Origin of the sequence: Thalassotalea atypica, from assembly GCF_030295975.1 — a bacterium.
In the GTDB taxonomy this organism is placed as follows: Bacteria; Pseudomonadota; Gammaproteobacteria; order Enterobacterales; family Alteromonadaceae; genus Thalassotalea_F; species Thalassotalea_F atypica.
Window position 1 is genome coordinate 775,815 of sequence record NZ_AP027364.1, and the last position, 17,886, is coordinate 793,700.

At 39.5% G+C, this 17,886-nt stretch carries 20 protein-coding genes; 11 read left to right on the plus strand and 9 right to left on the minus strand.

Translation table 11 applies throughout. From position 1 onward, the window contains the following. Positions 1 to 72 precede the first annotated feature (72 nt). Positions 73 to 759 (plus strand): PilZ domain-containing protein, encoded by a 687-nt coding sequence (locus tag QUE03_RS03610; RefSeq protein ID WP_286265192.1) that lies wholly within the window; start codon positions 73 to 75, stop codon positions 757 to 759. 29 nt (positions 760 to 788) lie between these two features. Here QUE03_RS03610 and xseA read toward each other — a convergent pair whose 3' ends face one another. Beyond that, on the minus strand, positions 789 to 2,114 hold the full coding sequence (gene xseA, locus QUE03_RS03615; protein WP_286265194.1) for an exodeoxyribonuclease VII large subunit: 1,326 nt from the start codon (positions 2,112 to 2,114) through the stop codon (positions 789 to 791). Positions 2,115 to 2,303: 189 nt separating this feature from the next. On the opposite strand from xseA, the gene guaB reads away from it, so the two are divergent. Continuing rightward, the gene (gene guaB / locus QUE03_RS03620) at positions 2,304 to 3,776 is read left to right on the plus strand and encodes an IMP dehydrogenase (protein WP_286265195.1); all 1,473 of its coding nucleotides are present in this window, start codon (positions 2,304 to 2,306) and stop codon (positions 3,774 to 3,776) included. A 208-nt stretch (positions 3,777 to 3,984) separates the two neighbouring features. Continuing rightward, a complete protein-coding gene (gene guaA / locus QUE03_RS03625) occupies positions 3,985 to 5,562 on the plus strand; it encodes a glutamine-hydrolyzing GMP synthase (protein ID WP_286265196.1) in 1,578 nt (525 codons plus the stop codon). 139 nt (positions 5,563 to 5,701) lie between these two features. Here guaA and QUE03_RS03630 read toward each other — a convergent pair whose 3' ends face one another. Together QUE03_RS03630 and QUE03_RS03635 are read right to left on the minus strand one after the other, a co-directional pair. Next, positions 5,702 to 5,851 (minus strand): hypothetical protein, encoded by a 150-nt coding sequence (locus QUE03_RS03630; RefSeq protein ID WP_286265197.1) that lies wholly within the window; start codon positions 5,849 to 5,851, stop codon positions 5,702 to 5,704. Positions 5,852 to 6,010: 159 nt separating this feature from the next. Continuing rightward, complete coding sequence (locus tag QUE03_RS03635) at positions 6,011 to 6,865, minus strand: M61 family metallopeptidase (RefSeq protein WP_286265198.1); 855 nt, start codon at positions 6,863 to 6,865, stop codon at positions 6,011 to 6,013. A 143-nt stretch (positions 6,866 to 7,008) separates the two neighbouring features. Between QUE03_RS03635 and chrA the strand changes: the two genes are divergently transcribed. From chrA to QUE03_RS03655, 4 genes are read left to right on the plus strand one after another with little or no spacing between them, the layout of a single operon-like run. Next, a complete protein-coding gene (gene chrA, locus QUE03_RS03640) occupies positions 7,009 to 8,217 on the plus strand; it encodes a chromate efflux transporter (RefSeq protein WP_286265199.1) in 1,209 nt (402 codons plus the stop codon). Positions 8,218 to 8,226: 9 nt separating this feature from the next. Next, positions 8,227 to 8,655: a hypothetical protein gene (locus tag QUE03_RS03645; RefSeq protein WP_286265202.1), complete on the plus strand. Its 429-nt coding sequence runs from the start codon at positions 8,227 to 8,229 to the stop codon at positions 8,653 to 8,655. Next, complete coding sequence (locus tag QUE03_RS03650; protein ID WP_286265203.1) at positions 8,633 to 9,100, plus strand: phospholipase A2 family protein; 468 nt, start codon at positions 8,633 to 8,635, stop codon at positions 9,098 to 9,100. The genes QUE03_RS03645 and QUE03_RS03650 overlap by 23 nt, the downstream gene beginning before the upstream one ends. A gap of 25 nt (positions 9,101 to 9,125) precedes the next feature. Then, positions 9,126 to 9,626, plus strand: a complete 501-nt coding sequence (locus QUE03_RS03655; protein ID WP_286265205.1) for an LURP-one-related/scramblase family protein — start codon at positions 9,126 to 9,128, stop codon at positions 9,624 to 9,626. 50 nt (positions 9,627 to 9,676) lie between these two features. Here the strand turns inward: QUE03_RS03655 and QUE03_RS03660 are convergent, their stop codons facing one another. The 6 genes from QUE03_RS03660 to QUE03_RS03685 form a co-directional block, all read right to left on the minus strand. Further along, positions 9,677 to 9,853: a hypothetical protein gene (locus QUE03_RS03660; RefSeq protein ID WP_286265207.1), complete on the minus strand. Its 177-nt coding sequence runs from the start codon at positions 9,851 to 9,853 to the stop codon at positions 9,677 to 9,679. A gap of 53 nt (positions 9,854 to 9,906) precedes the next feature. Then, on the minus strand, positions 9,907 to 11,520 hold the full coding sequence (locus QUE03_RS03665; RefSeq protein ID WP_286265210.1) for an AmpG family muropeptide MFS transporter: 1,614 nt from the start codon (positions 11,518 to 11,520) through the stop codon (positions 9,907 to 9,909). 102 nt (positions 11,521 to 11,622) lie between these two features. Beyond that, entirely contained in the window at positions 11,623 to 11,952 is a 330-nt protein-coding gene (locus QUE03_RS03670; protein ID WP_286265212.1) for a hypothetical protein, read from the minus strand. 257 nt (positions 11,953 to 12,209) lie between these two features. Beyond that, positions 12,210 to 12,797 carry a peptidylprolyl isomerase gene (locus QUE03_RS03675; protein WP_286265214.1) on the minus strand — a complete coding sequence of 196 codons (588 nt, stop codon included), beginning with the start codon at positions 12,795 to 12,797 and terminating at the stop codon, positions 12,210 to 12,212. 35 nt (positions 12,798 to 12,832) lie between these two features. Beyond that, on the minus strand, positions 12,833 to 13,393 hold the full coding sequence (locus QUE03_RS03680) for a YajG family lipoprotein (protein ID WP_286265216.1): 561 nt from the start codon (positions 13,391 to 13,393) through the stop codon (positions 12,833 to 12,835). Between the two features lie 2 nt (positions 13,394 to 13,395). Beyond that, complete coding sequence (locus QUE03_RS03685) at positions 13,396 to 14,571, minus strand: methyltransferase (protein WP_286265219.1); 1,176 nt, start codon at positions 14,569 to 14,571, stop codon at positions 13,396 to 13,398. A 152-nt stretch (positions 14,572 to 14,723) separates the two neighbouring features. Here QUE03_RS03685 and QUE03_RS03690 point away from each other — a divergent pair, with 152 nt between their 5' ends. The 4 genes from QUE03_RS03690 to QUE03_RS03705 all read left to right on the plus strand — a co-directional run bounded on the left by QUE03_RS03690 (position 14,724) and on the right by QUE03_RS03705 (position 17,881). Beyond that, complete coding sequence (locus QUE03_RS03690) at positions 14,724 to 15,296, plus strand: alpha-ketoglutarate-dependent dioxygenase AlkB family protein (protein ID WP_286267741.1); 573 nt, start codon at positions 14,724 to 14,726, stop codon at positions 15,294 to 15,296. A 131-nt stretch (positions 15,297 to 15,427) separates the two neighbouring features. After that, complete coding sequence (bolA, locus tag QUE03_RS03695; RefSeq protein WP_286265222.1) at positions 15,428 to 15,751, plus strand: transcriptional regulator BolA; 324 nt, start codon at positions 15,428 to 15,430, stop codon at positions 15,749 to 15,751. 178 nt (positions 15,752 to 15,929) lie between these two features. Continuing rightward, positions 15,930 to 16,496: a TRAP transporter small permease subunit gene (locus QUE03_RS03700; RefSeq protein ID WP_286265225.1), complete on the plus strand. Its 567-nt coding sequence runs from the start codon at positions 15,930 to 15,932 to the stop codon at positions 16,494 to 16,496. Further along, the gene (locus tag QUE03_RS03705) at positions 16,496 to 17,881 is read left to right on the plus strand and encodes a TRAP transporter large permease (protein ID WP_286265227.1); all 1,386 of its coding nucleotides are present in this window, start codon (positions 16,496 to 16,498) and stop codon (positions 17,879 to 17,881) included. Before QUE03_RS03700 ends, QUE03_RS03705 begins: the two co-directional genes overlap by 1 nt. Positions 17,882 to 17,886: the final 5 nt, after the last annotated feature.

Genomic DNA, 17,886 nt, shown 5'->3' on the forward strand with positions numbered 1-17,886 from the left:
ATAGATGGCTCATTGCTTTTATGGTCAGTTTTGGCTACTGTAAACTTGATTGTAAACAGCTGGTTAAATTATATGACAGGTCCGGTAAAGGTTGATGTGTTAAGTTGGTTAAATAAAAACCTCGGGCTACTTCATGCCGGCGCGCCAGTTACCATCGACGTCACTACACCCGCAGGAAAACGCGGCAAATTTCGCACTACCTTCATTGGTATGGCCCCAAAAGACTATGTACTTATTCAATTTCCAGATGTTAAAAAGTTAGGTAACTTTTCACACTATATTGCTCAAGGTACCATTATTACCGTTCGTGGGTTAATTGAAGGTCACGAAGGAGCGGTTGTTGCTTTTGCTAGCCCTGTTCGCCAGACACTTCACATACCGTCTCGTATGATGGTACTTGAATTTCCTAAAGAAGTGACCCTTCAAACCCTAAGAAACAATATCCGTATTGAAACAGAAATCGCTGCTAAAATTAAAATTGGTGAGGATTATTGGCAAGGGAAGATTGTTGATTTATCAGTGGCAGGCTGCCAAGTATCGCTTTCAAATGGGGATGATTTATTACTGCAAAAAGGTCAAACCGTTGAAGTCGTTATTGAAGATTTTCAAGGCAATCAAAATTTAAAAATCAATCCAACCATTTGTAGTACCAAGAGTATTTTAAACGGCGTTTCTATGGGCTTAATGTTCAATGATGATGCAACGACCAAAGAACAAGTTAAGCGCTTATTGAATCATGTTGTCATTGGCGCCGAATAAAAGGTGTGGGTTCAATAAGAGTGTGATTGTCAATTTATCGTTGCATCAACCTGTCCATCACTTAGCTGAATAGATATTCTATCTTTCGTTTTAACCTGATTTACACTTTTCACTATTTTGCCTTTTTCATTCCGAGTCACACTATAGCCCCTTGCAATGGTGGCCAGCGGACTGACAAGCTGCAATTGCTCAATCATACTGACGAAGTGGTTTTTTTCTTGTTGGTATTTGTGAGACAGGCTTTGGGATAAACGTTCTTCGAGTAGCTTCAGCTTTTCTGTTTGATAGTCAATATTTGCTTGTGGTGATAAGTGTATGAGGTTTCTGCTTAATTGCTGCGGCAGTATTTGTTTACTTTTAATCAAACCCACCGTGGAATTGGTTAAGCGTTGGGTGAGTTCATCAGCTTTTTGTGCTTGCACTACCAGTCTTTGCTCTGGATGTCTTTTCAATAAGTGTTTGAGGTGATCATTGGCCAAGCGCTTTTGAATGTTGATACGGTTTTGCAGTGCAAATTGCAGTCGCTTTTCGATGTTATTGAATTTATCAATGATGTCACTTTGATCGCGAGAGACCAACTCTGCAGCAGCAGATGGTGTGGGCGCTCTTAAGTCAGCGACATAATCTGATAGCGTGGTATCAATTTCATGACCAACAGCACTGACAATTGGAGTAGTTGAATTGAAAATAGCGTGTACCACTGCTTCTTCATTAAAACACCATAAATCTTCTAGTGAGCCGCCACCTCGTCCAACAATTAATACATCACATTCTTGTCGCTGGTTGGCTTTTTGAATTGCCAAGCAGATATCTTGTGTAGCGAGCTTTCCTTGGACAAGCGCGGGATAGAGAATAATATTTGTCGCAGGGCTTCGTCGCTTCAATACGCTGATGATGTCTTTTACCGCTGCACCAGTAGGTGAGGTGACAATACCAACCGTATTGATGGTTTTCGGCAATGGTTGCTTGTGTTGCAGGCCAAAGAGTCCTTGAGCATTTAGCGATTTCTTTAACGCGTCATATTGCTGTTGTAATAAACCCTCACCTGCATCATCCATTTGGTCGATGATCAGCTGAAAATCACCTCTTGGTTCATACAGCGATACCTTTGCTCTAACTAAAACCTGTTTACCATTAGAAGGTTTTATTCTAACGCGCGAATTATTACCTTTGAACATCGCACAGCGTACTTGTGATTTGCTGTCTTTAAGTGATAAATACCAATGACCTGAGCTTGCAGCTACAAAATTTGAAATCTCGCCGCATAACCAAACAGTGTTGAGTTCGCTTTCTAAAATGAAGCGAACTTTCTTAGTCAGTTCGCTAACTTGTAAAATATGCTGCTTAGGTGTCATTTCGAATGTTATTAACGCTGAATTTATCTGCCTTTATTATATCGGTGTTGCTTTGGATTTCGCGCATCTTTTTTTCTTTTTATAATTATTTTGACTTTAATGAAAATTAAAGTTGTTCTATAGGTATAAAACGATTAAAATGCGACCGCAATATTTCCTCCTGAAACTCAACCTTTGTGAGATGTTGCGATGCTACGAATTGCTCAAGAAGCTTTAACCTTTGATGATGTTCTACTGGTGCCTGCCCACTCTACGGTACTTCCTCATACTGCCGAATTAACAACCAAACTAACCCGTAAAATTAACCTGAATGTACCTATAGTATCTGCGTCTATGGATACAGTAACAGAAGCGCGCTTGGCTATTACGCTAGCTCAAGAAGGTGGAATTGGTTTTATCCACAAAAACATGACCATTGCAGAACAAGCACAAAACGTCTCTCAAGTTAAAAAATACGAAAGTGGTATTGTTTCGGATCCTGTGACTGTCTCTCCTAACGATTCTATTTTGGATGTAATCAAATTAGCCAAAGAGCTAGGCTTCTCAGGTTTTCCTGTTATCGATGCAGAGCAAAACCTTATTGGTATTATTACTGGTCGTGATTTACGTTTTGAAACTGACTTAACTAAGCCAGTATCTGAGCTAATGACTAAGAAAGATGATTTAGTGACGGTTAAAGAAGGTGCTGAGCGTGAAGATATCCTTTATTTAATGCACGAACACCGCATTGAAAAAATCTTAATGACCGATGATAGTTTTAAACTTAAAGGTATGATCACAGTTAAAGATTATAAAAAAGCTGAACGCAAACCTAACGCGTGTAAAGATGAGCTGGGCCGATTACGCGTCGGTGCAGCGGTTGGCGTTGGCGCTGGCACAGACGAGCGCATTGATGCACTTGTTGCAGCGGGAGTTGATGTTTTATTAATTGATACATCACATGGTCACTCTCAAGGTGTGCTTGATCGTGTTAAACAAACTCGTGATAAATACCCTGACTTACAAATTATTGCCGGTAACGTTGCCACTGGCGCCGGTGCTAAAGCATTAGCTGACGTTGGTGTTGATGCGGTGAAAGTCGGTATTGGTCCAGGCTCTATTTGTACTACACGTATCGTTACTGGAGTTGGTGTACCTCAATTAACTGCCATTTCTAATGCGGTTGATGCGCTGCAAGGTACAGGTATTCCTGTAATTGCAGATGGTGGTATTCGCTTTTCTGGTGATATCGCCAAAGCACTAGTTGCAGGTGCTCATTGTGTCATGGTTGGTAGCATGTTAGCTGGGACTGAAGAGGCACCAGGCGAAGTTGAGTTATTCCAAGGCCGCTACTACAAATCTTACCGCGGTATGGGCTCATTAGGGGCGATGGACCAAAAAGAAGGATCAAGCGATCGTTACTTCCAAAAAACCGATGGTGAAGCAGATAAGTTAGTGCCAGAAGGTATTGAAGGTCGTGTTGCTTATAAAGGTCCTGTGGCTGCTATCATTCATCAGCAAATGGGTGGTCTGCGTTCATCTATGGGATTAACCGGTAGTGCAACAATTGATGTAATGCGCACAAAGCCTGAGTTTATGAAAATAACGGCAGCGGGTATGGGTGAATCACATGTACATGATGTGACCATTACTAAAGAAGCCCCTAACTACCGCATGGGATGATTGCTGAGCTGACGTTTATTACTTCGAATTCTTTGTTGTTGATGCTCACTTACTTAACTAAGCTGCGCGTCTTCGCCTTAAACTAAAAGCAATACTCTGTCAGCTTATCGCTTAATTTAAGCTATTCTTTAAAAATGTAATTTTACAGGCTGATTACCGCTTTTGATAATCAGCCTGTTACTTTTAAAATTCTATATAGGGTTTGATAATGACCAAAGATATCCATGATTCACGAATTCTTATTTTAGACTTCGGTTCACAATATACTCAACTTATCGCGCGTCGTGTACGTGAAATTGGTGTTTACTGTGAGCTTTGGGCTTGGGATGTAACTGAAGAACAAATTAAAAGCTTTAATCCAACAGGGATCATTTTAGCGGGTGGACCTGAAAGCGTGACGGCAGATAACTCTCCGAGAGCACCAGAGTATGTATTTAGTGCAGGCGTACCTGTGTTAGGTGTTTGTTATGGTATGCAAACGATGGCTGAGCAATTAGGTGGCGGCGTAGAAAGCTCTGAGCATAAAGAGTTCGGCTATGCTGCTGTTGAAGTTATTGCGCCCTCTGAATTATTTAAAAACATCGAAGACTCAGTGAATGATAATGGTAACGCACTATTAGATGTTTGGATGAGTCATGGTGATAAAGTTTCAGCAATCCCTGAAGGCTTTACGTCGATTGCTCAAACACCTAGCTGTAAATATGCTGCAATGGTCAATGAAGACAAGAAATTCTACGGTGTACAGTTCCACCCTGAAGTAACACATACTAAGCAAGGTATGCGTATGCTTGAGCACTTTGTCGTTGATATTTGTCAATGTGAAAAGCTATGGACATCGGCTTCTATTATTGAAGATGCTATTGCTAAAATGAAAGAGCAAGTCGGTGATGACGAAGTAGTTCTCGGTTTATCTGGCGGCGTAGATTCGTCTGTTGTAGCCATGCTTTTGCATCGCGCCATTGGCGATAAACTGACCTGTGTATTTGTTGATAATGGTTTACTTCGTTTAAACGAAGGCCAACAAGTTATGGATATGTTTGGTGATCATTTTGGTTTGAATATTATTCATGTCGACGCGGAAAGTCGCTTTTTAGATCGCTTATCTGGTGAAGATGATCCAGAAAAGAAACGTAAGATTATCGGTAATGTATTCGTTGAAATCTTTGACGAAGAAGCGAGTAAATTAACCAACGCAAAATGGTTAGCGCAAGGTACCATTTATCCTGATGTTATTGAGTCGGCTGCGTCTGCTACAGGTAAAGCTCATGTGATTAAATCACATCATAATGTTGGAGGTTTACCAGAAGATATGGAGTTAGGCTTAGTTGAACCATTACGTGAACTTTTTAAAGATGAAGTACGCAAAATTGGTTTAGAATTAGGCTTACCATACGACATGCTTTATCGTCATCCATTCCCTGGGCCCGGCTTAGGTGTCCGTATTTTAGGTGAAGTGAAGAAAGAGTATGCTGATTTGCTTCGTCGCGCTGATCATATATTTATCGAAGAATTACATAAACATGACTTGTATAAGAAAGTAAGCCAAGCTTTTACTGTTTTTTTACCGGTGCGGTCAGTTGGTGTAATGGGTGACGCTCGTAAATACGACTGGGTTGTTAGTTTACGTTGTGTTGAAACTATCGATTTTATGACGGCACGTTGGTCTCATTTGCCATATGACTTCTTAGGTCTGGTGTCGAATCGCATCATTAATGAAATCGATGGTATTTCACGTGTGGTTTACGATATTTCAGGTAAACCACCTGCGACTATCGAATGGGAATAATTTATTTTTTAAATTAAATCAAACGATTTGAACAACAAAAAGCCTTATCAAATGATAAGGCTTTTTAATTTCATGAAACTTATGGTGAAAGCTTACAGCGGAAATCCTTCTTCTCGCTCACCTAAATTCGTTAAGGCGATTATTCGTAAGAACGTTCCAACCACATAATTTGCATTTTTAAATCTTCTATTTCTTTTTGAGCATCAATAAGTTGCTGTTCAATAGCTTCATTTTCAGTTTTGTTATCGTCATTCATTTTAGCAAACCCTGTATCGTTACAATCAGCCATAATCCACCTCTTGAATATGTGCTTACACTTGAATTATTACATATGAACATACAAAAGTCATGGTTTTGACTAAAAAATACTCGACATTGTGCTGATAAAATTGACAAGAATAGTTAAATTATTTGCTCTAATTGCAGGCGTTTTAATGCACTGACCAAACTAGTGTAATTGATAATAGTTTGCGCTGTGTTCAATGACACTTGGCTGGATCTGTGGGAAATATTGCGCTGTTATGTAACGCCTATGCAGCGCCGTAAATATTGTTGTATTGCTTACTTTATCTAAGGTAGCAATAAATTTAGCGCCACTGGTTTGTGTGCGAAGACAACACGCAACATAACGAGAGATAACTTCAACCAAGTTTGCGTTTTGTGCTTGTAATTGATGGTCGGCTTCTAGAAAAAATGCCGCTCCTGTCCAATAAACTTGCATATAAGAACGGCTGCTTTCCATGCTTTTGCTGATTTTTTCAATACCTCCTTTGTTACGTTGAGCATTTTTAATCCCCCGATTAAAGCCCGCTTGTAACTTGTTTATATATGTCTGTTTGTCGTAAATACCTGCATGCAACATCGTCACGTTTTGTATATAGGAAGCAAATCCTTCACTTAGCCAAGTTGATTCATTTTCTAAGAAAGGGTGATATAGGTGGGCTATTTCATGATAAATCGTCCAGTCGCTTATGAGTGATGAAAGGCTTGCCTTGCTATCAATGTGTAAGTTAATGCTATTGTAGCGATCACGCCGCACTTGCCCCCATGGAACAGGCTCTTTCGCATTGTTTCTCGGCGTTACCGTGAAGTAGATTTTTTTTTGAGGTAATCGATAAAACAATCGTTCTGTTTCAGTCACGCCGATATCAAGCCATTGTTCTATTTTGTTATTGAGTTTGCGATCTAGAGGCTTGTTCGCTTGCCACTGAAAAGATTGACTATGAGTCAAAATAGGAAAAAGAAGAAGAGTAATACTGTAAAACAAGTTTTTCATATCGATTAAGTGATAAATTTTAAGCATCGCTAGTCTGTTAAGTTTAGAAGAGTTTAGATTTGTTGAATGATGTGATTTGTAAGCTGATGTTATTTATATCGAGTAATATTAATAGACGTTTGAGACATTAAATAGCATTTTCTTGTCATAAATATGTTGTAAAATTAGCAATGAATTTAAACATTAAGACAATATTTATCATGAATCCGTATCTCGAAATATTTTGGCGTTTTTTCAATTTAGGCTTGATCAGTTTTGGTGGTCCAGCAGCTCATATCGGTTACTTTCAACAAACATTCGTTCAAAAGTATAAATGGCTTGATGTCCAGGCTTACGGCCGTATTGTGGCTTTAAGTCAATTTCTACCAGGACCAGGCTCTAGTCAGGTAGGGTTTGCAATTGGTATAGAGCGAGCTGGGCTATTGGGTGGGATAATGGCCTTTTTGGGCTTTACTTTACCCTCATTTTTATTGATGTTGTTGTTAGCCATGCTCGGCAGCCAGTTTTCTGATACAACAACCTTTAGTGGTATGGTTTACGGATTGAAATTGCTTGCAGTGGTGATTGTCGCTGATGCTATTTTAACGATGGCAAAATCATTTTGCCAACAGAAATTACATCTTGCTTTAGCACTAGTCTCAGCCATAGCGCTCATCCTTGTTAGTACTTCGCAGGTACAAATCGGCATCATCATTATTGCGGCTTTAGTTGGAGCACTTTTCGCTAAACAATCATTAGTGACTTCAGAAGATACCAGCTGCAGCGAGAATAGAAACGAGATTAAAAAAGAGATCAATGTTACTGCCGCATTATCTTTTCTACTTTTATTTCTATTACTTCCATTAGCAAGTGCTGAGCAAGGCTGGCTGGCTATGTTCAATGATTTTTATCAGGCAGGAAGCTTAGTGTTTGGCGGGGGGCATGTTGTACTTCCGTTGTTGCAACATTCCGTTGGTACAATAGTGACTAACGATCAGTTTTTGACCGGTTATGCGGCTGCTCAAGCGGTGCCGGGCCCAATGTTTACTTTTGCTACATTTCTTGGCGCGCAACTGATGAATGAACACATGTTTATTGGTGCGATTATTGCCACACTTGCGCTATTTTTACCAGGTTTTTTATTAATTGTAGCGTTTTCAAAAGCGTGGCATAAACTGAGCTCTGAGCCGCTAATCGCTAGTGCGTTATCATCAGTTAATGCTGCGGTTGTTGGGATTCTTATAGCGGCGATGTATCAGCCAATCAGCCAAAGCGCAATACATTCTATAATTGATGTATTAATTGTTATTGCGGGATTTATTTTGTTAAAGTTTTTCAGATTGCCTGTTTTAGCTCTTGTCGTTTCGTTTGCGACCTTCGGTGTGATCCTCAAGTTATAGGAGAGTAGGGTGAGAACCATAAAAAATAAGCTGCATTTATACTATTTGACAGCAATATTTAGTTTCTTATTTGCGCTGGTTGGCTTTAGCTATAATGCATGGCGAATGGAGGCGAGCGAATTTAATAATAATGTGCGAACGGCATCATTTGAAGTATTAGAGAATTTGGCTGAACTAGAACAAAACGTTTACGCAGCTCATTATGATAATGATGAAGTGATGGGCAGCGCGCGCATAGGTTGGGTGAAAATAGGGTTAATTAACGATTTAAGCACTTTGATCAGTAGTGATGTCGCGGGCAATGCTATGAAATTAAAGTTAAATTGGAGTGAACATTGGACACTGATACCTGATGATATTGCCGCCTTAGAGCAGTTAGTATCAGATATTGATAAGGTAAGAGAAGCAATTAAATATGAACTTGAACACTTACAATAAGCCAAACTTAGAGTTGCCTGAACAAAGTCAATATCGATTGCTTTGCATTGTGGCAATCACCTTAATTTTTGTGCTTAGCTTTAAAGCTTCAGCATCGAAGTTGAAGCCATTTACCACCGATGGCTGTAGTTCATTTCCTGATGGTACACTCAATCAACGGGATCTATTTTTGCCTTGTTGTATCAGGCATGATTTAGCTTATTGGCAAGGGGGCTCAGTGGCGCAAAGGCTACAAGTTGATCAAGCGTTTAGTGCCTGTATTGTGAGTGTTGGAAAACCCAAATTGGCTAAATTGATGTTCTTAGGCGTCAGAGTTGGCGGCGCTCCTTATTTACCGACACCGTTTCGATGGGGTTATGGTTGGCCTTATCCAAAAGGGTATGGAAAGCTTACAGAAGCAGAAATGGTTCAAGTGAATGAATTAACGCCCGAAGAATTCAAATAATAAATTATTAACAAAGGAATAATGAATGCGTTATGTCATGCGCCAAAAGCTTTTTAGCTTAAGAGATAGCTTTGAAATCACGGACGAACATGAACAGCTAGCGTTTACGGCCAAAAGTAAGTTTTTAAGTATAAAAAAATCTTTTACCCTTAAAGATCATCATGAAATTGAAATCGCTTTTATCAAGCAGCAACTGTTTGCCATAAAGCCAAAATTTGAGTTTACCAACCCAGAAGGTCAAAAAGCGTTGTTGAAAAAGCATTTTTTTCCTTTATTTAGTCATAAATTCAGTTTGTTTTTTGGTCGCGAGAAAATTGAAATAGAAGGAAATATTTGGGCGCATGAATATCAGTTTTCTTTGAATGGCCAAGTTATCGCTGAAATATCAAAAAAATGGTTTTCTTGGTCAGACACTTATGGTGTTGATATTTATGAGGAACAATTTAACTGGCTAGTGATGTCAACGGTTATCGCCATTGATTGCATAATCCACGACGATAAAAACAGTAACTTTGATGTTGGCTAATTAAAGGCAAGAACACTTAAAATAGCACTAACAGGCCAATGGCTACAGGGCTATGGATAGTCTGTCACCATAATCATCACGACGAAAAAGCCTAAAATAATAAAATTAAAAGCGAGGATATAGCCAAAGCCTCGTAAACCGTCTTTGGCTTTAAAACCTTTGGCATTTAAATAACTCCACCAAATGGCACACATAATTACGGGTAGTAGGAAAAATAATCTGATCATAAATTAAAAATTTTGAGTCTTTTCTTTATCTTAGAGAACAATGGACAATAAAGCTATGTTGTATTTTCCTGCCCATTTTTGATTATCAGTGCATTGAGTGGTTTTCGAATACTGTATAAGAACAATAAACTAGGAATGACCATTAACGCGGTCAGAACGAAAAATAAAGACCAGTTACCGTCTAGCCAATCAACAATGATACCTGAATATGAGCCTAACGTGACGCGGCCAAATGTACCTAATGATGCCATCAGTGCATACTGACTTGCGGTAAAAGTATGATTGCAAAGAACTGACAGCAATGCAACGAAGGCAACAGAGCCCCAAGCTGATGTGAACCCGTCAATGAACACGGTAAAAGCAAGGAGTGCTTTATTTGGACCAACCATAGCGATTAAAGCGAACAACAGGTTGCTAGATGCCATGGCAATACCACCAATAAATAATCCTTTTAAAATACCATAACGTATGGTGAATACACTGCCAATTAAAGAAAACACGATAGTCACCGACCAATTGATCAGTTTCGAATAATAAGCAATGTCTGCGTTTGAAAAACCTACTTCGCGATAAAAAACGATCGACATACGACCTAGGTAGGCTTCACCTAACTTAAATAAGAATATAAACAATAAAATAGATAGCGCGAGTTTGGTGCCGTTGCGATCAAAAAACTCTTGAATTGGAGCCACTAAGGTCGTTAATAACCAGGCAACAAAGTGATGAAACCGGTTTGGTATTGGGTCGGTGTGATTGTTGGAGATACCAATTTGTGATGAAACAACAGCATTGAGTTGAGTTAATTGTCTAATAAACAATGCAACTATGGCAAAAATGAAGATTGAAAAGCTTGCTGTCGGATATTGGCTCAGCAATAGTTGGTCTAGCACGCTGCTAGTAGAAAATACCTTCAAACAAACACAAGTAATTAATAACGTAAGCAAAAACAATACACTAACCGCTTTGAATTGTTGATTAGGGACAATACTCGCATATTGCTGTTGAATACGGTTTTGCAGCTCTTCTCGTTGGCTTTGGGGCTCTTTTACAACTAATGCTGTGATTGTCAATATTGCCATGAGGGCGGCTAACACCCAGTAGGCTTCAGACCATTGCCAGTTCGGTGAGTCAACCAGTAAAAATGGGACACTGCCTAGCCCTGCAAATCCAGTCCACCAACCAGCTGTTGCCATAGCTGAACCTGCTGCTAAGACGTTTTTATCCTTATCATTGAGTATATCAATACGATAGGCGTCAATGGCTATATCTTGTGTCGCACCAGCTATAGCGATGATCAAGCCATAAAGCGCCATCGTACTTAATTGTTGACTAACATTTAGCTGAGTGAGCAGTAAGCACAAGATAACAATAATCGCTTGTGTGATACATATCCAGCTTCGGCGTTGGCCGAGCAAGCGATGAAGAACAGGCACTTTCAGTCGATCAACTAACGGCGACCATAAAAAATTAATGCTATACACCAAAAATATTAAGCCAAACAAGCCAATACTGGAGCGAGATAAGCCTTCGTCTTTCAGCCAGCCTGACATGGCAGAGCCGATCATTACCCATGGATATCCACTGGCGATACCAAAGCAAAATATTGTAAGCAGTCGTCGATCTTTAAAATACTGCAGCGTTTGGAGAATTGTATGAGGTTTAGACATGAAAATGACAAAAAAGGAGAATTAACCCAAGCCTATCAAAGACTCACTGATGACAAAAGTGGTTTATGCAGGAAAACCGAGCAAACTGATCAGTAAAAGATGCTAGGGGATTGGCCGCCATCCAATACAGTCGATGGGATAGCTACCTTTACCGGAAAAAAAGTCGACACAAGTAAGAATCTCACTCCTGAAAAAGAGATTGTTTTCTAAATCAAGTGCTCCATGTAAACTCAGCTCATGCATTATATGCCAAAATACACGCTCTCTGGCGCTGCTAGGTGTTTCGTCGATAACACGTAGTAATGTCCACTCTTCCATGGTATCGATAACAAAGTTATCGAGTTCGGTATAATAGATAGAATGATCAATTACGGCACTGATATAGACACTGATCTGGTTGATTTTTTCACTGATAAACTGCTCAATTATCATGATGTTTTCTCTATCGCAATGTCACTTGATTAACAAGAAATGTACGAACGGATTGTAAGCGTACAACGGACAGCAGGTGAATTTCGTAAAAATTATAATTATATTTAAGTTATTGTTCATAATCGGTCGAAAGTCAAAAAATTGACCTGTTATGAAAGCGTAACGAAAGTGTTGCTGTTGTGTTAAATTTTGAAAGTGTATAAATTTCAGTTGGTTAAGTTAGCATTGAATTGTATTAGCCGACAGTGTTTTTTAGCTTACTCAACGGGGAGTAAAGTGACCTTAGTCAATATAATGGGCTCTTTGGGGACATCGTCCCAGCCCATGTTGTCGTCGTAATCAGTTTCAACCGAGCCAATGGCATGCATTACCTCAAGTCCATCAACGATTTCGCCAAATACGGTATAGCCCCAACCTCGCCCAGGATCTAAATTTGTGTTGTCTGCCAAGTTGAAAAAAAACTGTCGGTTAGCAGTATGAGGCTGACTTTCTTTTGCCATGGCAATAGTGCCTTCTTCGTTTTTAAGGCCATTGCCTGACTCATTGACAATATCCGCTTTGACCTTTCTCATGTTGAAGTCTTTATCGTAGCCACCTCCTTGTGCTATAAAGTCGCCAATAACGCGATGAAATATGGTGTTGTTAAACTCTCCTTCAACAACATAAGTTAAAAAGTTATTCACAGTCAATGGTGCTTTTATCCGGTCTAACTCGACAATAATAACGCCCTTTGAGGTTTCAAATTTTACTTTTGGAAATAAGTTATCAGGATCAATTTCGATACTCTCTGCAAAAATATGACAGCTGAAAAAGGCGATAATTAAAGCCAAAAATAAGTTTCTCATGAGTGCTCCATGTATATTAACGCTAGTTAGCGATCTCAGTGGTTGATGAAATGTTGGATGTCGTTATTGCTAAGTATTTCCGCAATGACCTTACCGAGTTGTTGATTAAAATCTCGTTCGAGCACGGCAACATCAGCAAACAATGGTCCATTGCTAGAGCCTTTAGATTTAAAGTGGTTGGTTAACGTCTTTTCAGCTTTGTTAATTTCTATGCGTAGACGAATCTCACTATTCGCTTGATACTTAACGGTTTCTTGTTGGACACTGACTAATGCAGCATCAATGTAAACATTCATTGTGATATTCGCAAAATCATTGACAGCAAGGCCTTGGTTTTTCCATTCAGTTGTTAATGATTGATTGAGTATCGATGCCAAGTCATTAGCGGGAGAGTATAATTTGGCGGCTTGATCTTTCTTAAGCACTTGGATCACGTGATGTTGTCGACGTAGATCGGTGATACTTAGTTGCACGGATTGATTATGATATAGGCTTTGTATCGGCGCATAAACTTGTGGTGCTATGATGATACTCGAAGGAGTAGAGCCGCACGCGATAAGTACAGCGCTAAGAAATAACGGAGCTATAGATTTCATATTCATTTTTTGATTGCCGATAAAATTACAAATTTGTCATCGCTGGCGATAACGGTACTGTTGCCAAAAATGCGTTTAAGTTTAACGTGATAACCCAACTGTCGATTACCAACTATTCTTAATTCGCCGCCTTTTTTAAGTACTTTAAAGCTTTCGTTAAACATTTGCCAAGCGATATGATCTGTTGTTGCATGTTGTTGATGAAAGGGCGGATTACAGACAATAACGTCAGCACTGTTAGGCGCTGCTTCAGTCAAACAGTCACCGACAATAAAGTTTGCGGCGTCAATTTTAGTGGGTAAATTTTGAGTCACATTAAGGCGAGCTGATTCTACCGCCATGTATGATTCATCTCTAAAAGACACTTGCACGTCTTCATTATTCGCTAGTAGGGTTAAACCGAGCACACCATTGCCGCAACCAAGATCAATGGCATGCTGTTCGCTTTTCAGCTTAGGCAAATGCTTAAGCATTAAGCGAGCACCAATGTCTAGTTTTTCACGCGCAAACACGTTAGCTAGATTAGCAATGCTAAAATTTGTTTTTTCAAGTATCCAAGTGGCGCATAAGTTATTTTTATTTATAGATTGGTTCGTTATTTTTCGATCTAATGCGGAAAAAACCAGACGTGATTTTTTAACGGCCAGTGATGTTTTAGTTGTACCGAGTAACTTTTCAAACTCTTTTAATGTTGAGCTATGAATTTCTTTAGCTTTGGCGCCAGCGACAAAGGAGGGTTTGTTTAATTGCGTATCAGCTGATGCTTCAATATATTGTTGATTAATGCGATAGAGTTGCTCAATCATCAAGGATTTGCTTTTGGGGATGCGATACAGAATTAAATCGATATCGGAAGGCAAAGGATCTAAGGATGAAATTATTTTGATTTGATCAGCTTCTAGATTATTTTGCTCGATATTGTGTCTAATGCCCTGCTCGCTCAGGTATGAATCGGTGGCAATTGTGACCTGATGCTGAGTTAAGTTGCAGCTTAATGCGCCAAAACTATCGTTAAAAACTACAATGTGTAAAGGCGATGATTGCTCATTATTTTCTTGAACATGATTAATCAGGTATTCATCGGTAGCATCCCACGCTTGTAAACTTCGATTGACTTGTCCGAGAGGGAAACGGTCAAGAAAAAGGTTTTTATCATTAATAATAAACGGGCTGAGCATAAAATTATTGACCTAACATGGACAGGTGATACAAAAGGCCGATTGGACCTAGTTCATTGATGGTCGATATTGTGTCAAAATTCACAAATTACCGCTAGCCTATTATTTCGCTTTATGCCGGCTAGTAAATTCAATGGAAGCTTATTATTAATATTTCAGCGCCCGATGCCCAGCTATCATTTTTTCCGCAATTCATATCGCCTGCAAAAAGCCGTATGTTGTTTGCACAATTACTTAGCGAGCTTCATTGGCGCCAAGATGAAATTATGATTTATGGCAAGCCTGTCACTCTTCCTCGCTTGCAAGCTTTGTACAGTGACAATAATCTTAACTACGCCTACTCTGGTTTAACAATGACATCACGGCCAATGAATGATTGTTTAATTACATTGAAACAAGTTATCGAAAAATCTACTGGATATCACTTTAATGCTGTACTGGCTAATCTATATCGAGATGGTGAAGATTGTGTTGGGTGGCACAGCGATGATGAAGCTGAGCTAGGAGTAGATCCCGTGATTGCGTCATTATCACTTGGAGATACACGGAATTTTCAGCTAAAACATAAAACTAACGGTAAGAAACTCAACATAGATCTAACCTCTGGTAGCTTGTTAATCATGGCGGGTAAGACCCAACAATATTGGAGCCATTGTTTACCTCGAACAAAACGCGTAAAATCGTCGCGCATTAACTTAACCTTTCGAGAAATTATTTCCCAATAATTTTTATAGTGTCAGCAGATATTTAGTACGTATGATTTGAGTTAGCCATCTAGAATGATGGAGAACTTGGCTAGAACGACTAAAATTAAGAAAGGTAAGCAGAAAACCCATAATTATAATAGGGAGTTTCAATGACCATTGAATCAATTATCGAAGAAAAACTACTGTCTGCCTTTTCGCCACTTCATCTAGATGTTGTCAACGAAAGTCATCAGCATAATGTTCCGCCAGGCAGTGAATCACACTTTAAAGTTATTATTGTCTCAAGCAATTTTGAAGGTGAACGGTTGATTAAGCGTCACCGTGCCATAAATCAAATACTAGCAACGGAGCTTGCTGAGCATATCCATGCATTGGCGTTACATACCTACACAGAAAAAGAGTGGCAAGATTACTACGCCGATAATACACCATTGTCTCCAAAATGCTTAGGTGGCTCAAAAACTACCGCATAAATACTCCAGCTAACTAGCCATAATTACCATCAAGCGCCTTTTTTCAGCATTAAAAGAAGGCGCTATCATTCCATTTTATTTACTTTTCTGTTATTTCTTTAGCTCCTACGGTATTGACTAACCACTTTATAAATAAAGATTATCAATAATAATAATGAGATAAAGGAAGTATTACTCAATGAAATGGTTGCCTAAAACCATCGCACTTATAGATGCACTGACAGAATTTCTGGGGCGAATTATTGCTTGGTTAACTTTAGTCATGGTGATCACCATGTTTGCTATTGTCGTTTTGCGTTATGGGTTTAACATCGGCTGGATCGCCATGCAAGAATCTGTTTTATATCTTCACGGCATTATTTTTATGCTAGGTGCTGCTTACACCTTAAAAGCTGATGGCCACGTGCGTGTTGATATTTTTTATCATCGCTTTAGCGCCAAACAGAAGGCGATAGTCGATCTTTTCGGCACAATATTGTTATTGCTTCCTGTTACGATCTTTATCTTCATGATCAGTTTTGATTATGTCGCAAACAGTTGGCATATATTAGAAAAATCACCTGAAGCAGGTGGACTGCCTTTCGTCTATTTAGGCAAAAGCTTGTTGCTTGTATTGGCTGTTACCCTAGCGTTACAAGGATTAGCTGAATTAGCACGAAATATGCAATTGCTGCTTTCTTCATCACAAAGCCAACAAAAAGGTAATCCCCCTGTTGTAGCCAAATCATTAAAGGAGAAAAAGTAATGGAGTATATTGCTATTCTCATGTTTGTGGTTGTTTGCTTGGTTTTACTGTTAGGTTATCCGGTTGCACTGTCTTTGGCTGGCACTGCGCTGTTGTTTGCTGGTATTGGTATTTCAGTGGGAGAATTTGAAGCAGCATTCTTAAGTGCCTTGCCGAGCCGTTTATACGGCGTTGTCAATAATCAGACGTTGCTGGCAGTACCTTTTTTCGTGTTTATGGGCGCCATGCTAGAACGCTCAAAAATAGCAGAGAATTTACTTAATGCGATGTCTTTGTTGTTTGGGCGATTTAATGGCGGCTTGGGTATTTCAGTGACTTTAGTGGGCATGTTACTTGCGGCTAGTACTGGTATTGTTGGTGCGACAGTAGTAACCATGGGCTTATTGTCTTTACCTACCATGCTAAAGCGTGGTTATGATCCTAAGTTTTCTACCGGAATTATTTGTGCGACAGGCACTTTAGGTCAAATTATTCCACCTTCTATCGCTCTTGTTTTACTTGGGGATGTACTTTCCAGTGCCTATCAACAAGCACAATTAAATATAGGGATTTTTAATCCTGAAACTGTATCTGTAGGTGATCTTTTTGCTGGGGCCGTTATCCCAGGTCTCATTCTAGTGGCACTTTATATGGGCTACTGCATATATGTTGCAATCACTCGGCCAGAATCAGTACCTAAAATTTCAAGAGAAGATATTGAAGGATTGGATGAATCAAAAAGTTTAATCCCATTGATGTTAAATGCATTAGTGCCGCCTATCTTATTAATGACAGCGGTATTAGGCTCAATTCTTGGTGGGTTTGCCACGCCGACAGAAGCCGCAGGTGTCGGCGCAATGGGCGCTACATTGCTTGCGTTATGGCAAAAACAAGTCACAAAAAGCAACCTACAAGCCGTTATGCAGAGCACGGTAAAAATAACATCGATGGTTTTTTTGATCCTGATCGGCGCAAGTTTATTCTCACTTGTTTTCAGAGGTTTTGGCGGTGAGGAGCTTGTTCATAGTTTATTTGAAGGTATGCCAGGCGGTGTTGTTGGCGCCACAATTATAGTGATGTTAGTGATTTTTTTACTGGGCTTTATCTTAGATTTTATTGAGATTACATTTGTTGTCGTACCAATCGTTGCGCCGATATTATTGGCAATGGGGCTTGATCCTATCTGGCTTGGTATTATGATAGCGATTAACTTACAAACGTCTTTCCTAACACCCCCTTTCGGTTTTGCGCTATTTTACCTTAGAGGGGTTGCAGATAAAGCTGTTAAAACGACAGATATTTACAAGGGAGTGATCCCATTTATTTTGTTGCAACTACTATTATTGGGCGCGTTAGCAATATGGCCAGCGTTAGTGACTTGGTTACCTGAACTTATTTACGGATAAAACAT